The organism is uncultured Intestinibacter sp., assembly GCF_902468165.1.
GTDB lineage: Bacteria > Bacillota > Clostridia > Peptostreptococcales > Peptostreptococcaceae > Intestinibacter.
On the sequence record NZ_CABQXJ010000118.1, the window covers coordinates 1 to 4,755 of the forward strand.

Genomic DNA, 4,755 nt, shown 5'->3' on the forward strand with positions numbered 1-4,755 from the left:
CAACGGAATCTTTGATTCGTTGGCGCCATGAACGAAGTGAATTTTAAGCAACGGAATCTCCGATTTGTTGGCGCCATGAGCGAAGTGATTTTTAAGCAACGGACGAAGTCGTTGGCGCCATGAGCGAAGCGAATTTTTTATACTAATTTATCTAATGCCTGTTTTAAATCAGCGATTATATCATCGGCATCTTCAAGACCGACAGAAAGTCTTACTAGACCATCTGTAATATTTGCAGCAGCTCTTTCTTCTGGAGTACAAGGAGAATGAGTCATAGATGCTGGATGTTCTATTAATGTTTCTGCATCACCAAGGCTAACAGCTAGTGTACAAAGTTTTATAGTATTCATCAATTTTGCACCAGCTTCGATTCCACCTTTAACTTCAAATGAAAGCATAGCACCTGGAAGAGACATTTGCTTTTTAGCTAAATCATATTGTGGAAAGTCTTTTAATCCAGGATAAAGTATAGATTCAATAGCAGGGTGATTTTGTAAAAATTCTGCTACCTTCATTGCATTTTCACAATGTTTTTCCATTCTTATTGGAAGAGTTTTAAGACCTCTAGCTATTAAGAATGCATCATTAGGGCTTAGTACAGCACCTGTAAAATCTTTGATACCCTCCATTTTAACAGCAGTTATAAAATCTTTTTTACCAACTACTAAACCGGCGATAACATCACCATGACCATTTATATATTTAGTAGCAGAGTGAACGACAACATCTGCACCTAATTCAAGTGGTCTTTGGATATATGGTGAACAGAAAGTATTGTCTACAACAACTATAGTGCCTTCTTTTTTGTGTGCAATCTTTGAAATTCCTTCAATATCACAGATTTTTAAAGTTGGATTAGCAGGTGTTTCAAGATAAACAACTTTAGTATTATCTTTTATTTTGGATTTAACTAAATCTAAATCAGATAAATCAACAAAATCTACTTCGATACCGAATTTTGTTAAACCACTGCTCATCAATGATTGAGTACAGCCATAAAGCGTATCACAAGCAAGAACATGGTCACCAGCTTTTAATGCTGTCCATAATGTAGCAGCAATAGCACCCATACCAGATGAAGTAGAGGCACAAGCTTCACCACCTTCTAAAGCAGCGACTTTTTCTTCTAAAGAAGTATTAGTTGGATTTCCTAATCTGGAATATATGTATCCTTCTTCTTCGCCTGCAAATCTTTTTCCGCCTTGTTCAGCGCTTTCGAATACAAATGTTGAAGTTTGATATATTGGCAATGATAAAGCACCAGCAGCGTTTTTGTGATGCCCTGCATGAATTGATGTAGTTGCAAATCCTTTTTTATTATCCATTATTAAAACCCCCTTATTTTTAATATGAATATTTATTATATAAATTTTACTGTGAAGAAATTTGTAGTCTTGATAAAGTTTCAGAATTTTCACAACCTCTGTGAACACATAACCTATACTAAAAAAATTGATTTGTAAAGTACTTTTGTAGGTTATTTATTTTTGAGAAGTATTATAAATATTATAGAAATGAGATTTACTTCTTAATATAATTGTAATTTCATAGGACTGTATATTAGTATAACTAAAAAAATATAACTTGATATAGTTAAAAACTATAGTTAAGAAAATAATAAATTTATAAAATACAAATACTAAAAACATATAATTATTTTTATTAAAATGATGAAAAAGAATGATTTTTGATTACGATTTGTAGTATGGATTTTTATAAAAAATAATTGCTCAAGCAATTATTTTTTTAAAAGATCCTTTAACATTTGTAAATATATTTGTCCAATATTAGATAGAGTAATGTCCTTATGATAAATTATACCGATATTTATAACTTCATCAACATCAAGAGGGATGGATATAATTTTTCTACCACTTAAAAAATAAGCAGGATACATACCAGAAGAAATTGTATATCCATTAAGTCCTACCATAAAGTCAAATATTGCAGCCCTATCACTAATTTTTATACTCTTTTTTACGCTACGAGTACTTAATATTTCTTCTGAAAAGTAAAATGAATTATATGTTCCTTGTTCAAATGATAAGCAAGGATATTCATCAAGATCTTCTAGTGTAACTATTTTTTTAGATGCAAGGGGATGATTTTCGCTTATAAATATATGAGGTTTAGCTTTTATTAGAGATAAAAATTTAAGATTGCTTTCACGAATAATTTTTTGTAGTACACTTTTATTATAATTGCTTAAATATATAATTCCGATTTCACTGCGTAAATTTTTTACATCATCAATAATTTCAAAGGTTTTTGTCTCTCTAATAGAGAATTCATATTTATCACCACCATATTTTTGTATTAATGATATAAATGCGTTTGTAGCAAAACCATAATGTTGGGTAGATACGCAGAAGTGTTTTTTAGCATACTTATCTTCAATATATTTTTCTTCGAGTATTTCATATTGCTGAATAACTTGTCTTGCATAGCCGATAAATTCGTATCCTTCATTTGTAAGAGTCATACCTCTATTAGTTCGTACAAAAATAGTAATTTGTAATTCTTGTTCTAGCTCTTTTATAGAATTTGAAAGACTTGGCTGGGATATAAATAAACTTTTGGCGGCTTCGTTGATAGAGCCTTTATCAGCTATAGCAAGCACATATTTTAATTGTTGTAAAGTCATATTAATCACCTACTTTTATTAGAAATTATAATCTTTATATTAAAAATTATAGTATAAAATTATTGCAAATAAGCAATTATAAAGCTAGATTTCTTAATATATTGTAATAAATTAAAACTATATTAAAGTGATATACTAATATTAAAAAGTTAAAATGTCAAAGGAAGGAAAAATCATGTTTGGTTATATAAGAATAAATAAGATGGATTTGACATTTAGAGAATATGATTATTATAAAGGGTATTACTGTGGTTTGTGTAAATATTTAAAAGAAAACCATGGTGAAATTTCAAGATTATCATTAAATTACGATATAACATTTTTAATAGTAATTTTAACAGCTCTTTATAAAGTGGAATCAAAAGTTACAGAAGAAAGATGTATTGCTAATCCATTAAAGAAAAAAATGCGTATAGTAAATGAAATAACTGAATACGCAGCAAGTATGAATATACTTTTATCATATTACAAATTAGAAGATAATTTATATGATGACAATACAATAAAAGATAAATTAGCATATGCAATTTACAAAGGAAAATTAAAATCAGCGTATGAAAAATATCCCGAGAAGGCAGAATATATCAAACAACAACTTTTAAATTTAAGAGAATTAGAAAATGAAAAATCAAAAAGTATTGATAGAGTTTCAAATACATTTGGAAACTTAATGGGAGAAATATTTGTATTTAAAAAAGATGAATATGAACAAACTTTAAGAAACATAGGGTTTAACTTAGGAAAGTATATCTACATACTAGATGCATATGAAGATTTAGAAGAAGATTATAAAAATAAAAGATATAATCCATTTATGGATTATATAGATAAAAAAGAAGAGTTAAAAAATAAAGTAGATAGGTTAATAAGTATGTCTTTAGGAATGGTTGCTAAAAATATAGAAAATTTAAATCTTGAATTTAATAAAGCTATAATAGACAACATAATATATTCTGGAGTTTACTTAAGATATAAACATATATTAGAGGAAGGGTGTGAAACAAATGTACAGTAATGTATATCAAGGTCAATTTGGAGATATAAGAAGTCTGATGGCTAAGAAGGAATTTCAAAGAGCATATGATTTACTTCAAAAGATAAACAATAAGTGTAGTGAATGGTACTATCTAACTGGACTATCAGCTATGAATATTGGATATTATGATGAAGGTGAAGAATATATAAAAACAGCGGCCACTATGGAGCCAAAAAACGAAGAATATAGTCATGCATTTAATCAATATAACCAATATAGAAACGACTATAATAATCACTCATATAACTACAATCGAAGAAAAAGAAATGATTCAAATGGTTGTTGCTGCTGTTGTTGTGGTGATGACTGTTGTGATACATTGTGTCAATTATGGTGCGCTGATCAATGTTGTGAATGTTGTGGAGGCGACTTAATAAGCTGTTGTTAAAATAATTGTCACAAGTTTTAATTTAAGGGAGGATTGATTAAATGGGCAGAAAAATTGCATATACAGGGATGCTTTTGGCAGTAGATGTTACGATATTTTTAATGGTTAATTTATTTCAAACAAATACTATTTTTCTGTTGGGTTTAGCATCTCTTCCTATTGCTATTGTTATTATGAATTGGGGGCCAAAAACAGGCATAGTATTTTATCTAGCATCTGTAATACTTAGTTTTATAGCAATGGCAAATAAAATTCATTGGGCTATATATACACTTACATTTGGCATATATGGATTGATTAAATTTTTAATAGAACAAGATAGACCAATAATTTTGGAATATATACTTAAGTTACTTTACGCAAATATAGCTTTAGTAATATTATATTTTATTGCAAAACAATTTGTATATGTACCTTCAAAGTGGTATCTAGTCTTATTATTTGAAGTAGTATTTTTAATATATGATTATGTTTATTCTTTATTTATAGATTATTATGATCAAAAGCTAAAACATATTTTTGAAAAATAAATTTAAAAGAGATATCTATTATAATTTAATTATTTATTAATTAATAAAAAAAGGTTCATATCGTTGCTTTAATATTCAACACAAATAGCAAAACTCTAATACAGTATCTCTTTATAATATGCTAATTACATTGAGTATTCTACGTTTTATCCGTTTC

The 4,755-nt window shown here is 28.0% G+C and carries 5 protein-coding genes; 3 read left to right on the forward strand and 2 right to left on the reverse strand.

Going from position 1 to position 4,755, the window contains the following annotated elements:
• Positions 1-137 precede the first annotated feature (137 nt).
• Both megL and RDX53_RS13710 read right to left on the reverse strand, forming a co-directional pair.
• Positions 138-1,325, reverse strand: a complete 1,188-nt coding sequence (megL, locus tag RDX53_RS13705; RefSeq protein ID WP_195931421.1) for a methionine gamma-lyase — start codon at positions 1,323-1,325, stop codon at positions 138-140.
• 413 nt (positions 1,326-1,738) lie between these two features.
• Positions 1,739-2,644, reverse strand: a complete 906-nt coding sequence (locus RDX53_RS13710) for a LysR family transcriptional regulator (RefSeq protein WP_195931745.1) — start codon at positions 2,642-2,644, stop codon at positions 1,739-1,741.
• Between the two features lie 175 nt (positions 2,645-2,819).
• Here RDX53_RS13710 and RDX53_RS13715 point away from each other — a divergent pair, with 175 nt between their 5' ends.
• From RDX53_RS13715 to RDX53_RS13725, 3 genes are read left to right on the forward strand one after another with little or no spacing between them, the layout of a single operon-like run.
• Entirely contained in the window at positions 2,820-3,659 is an 840-nt protein-coding gene (locus RDX53_RS13715; protein WP_195931746.1) for a DUF5685 family protein, read from the forward strand.
• A complete protein-coding gene (locus tag RDX53_RS13720) occupies positions 3,649-4,068 on the forward strand; it encodes a hypothetical protein (RefSeq protein WP_195931747.1) in 420 nt (139 codons plus the stop codon). The genes RDX53_RS13715 and RDX53_RS13720 overlap by 11 nt, the downstream gene beginning before the upstream one ends.
• Before the next feature lie 41 nt (positions 4,069-4,109).
• Complete coding sequence (locus RDX53_RS13725; RefSeq protein ID WP_195931748.1) at positions 4,110-4,598, forward strand: hypothetical protein; 489 nt, start codon at positions 4,110-4,112, stop codon at positions 4,596-4,598.
• Positions 4,599-4,755: the final 157 nt, after the last annotated feature.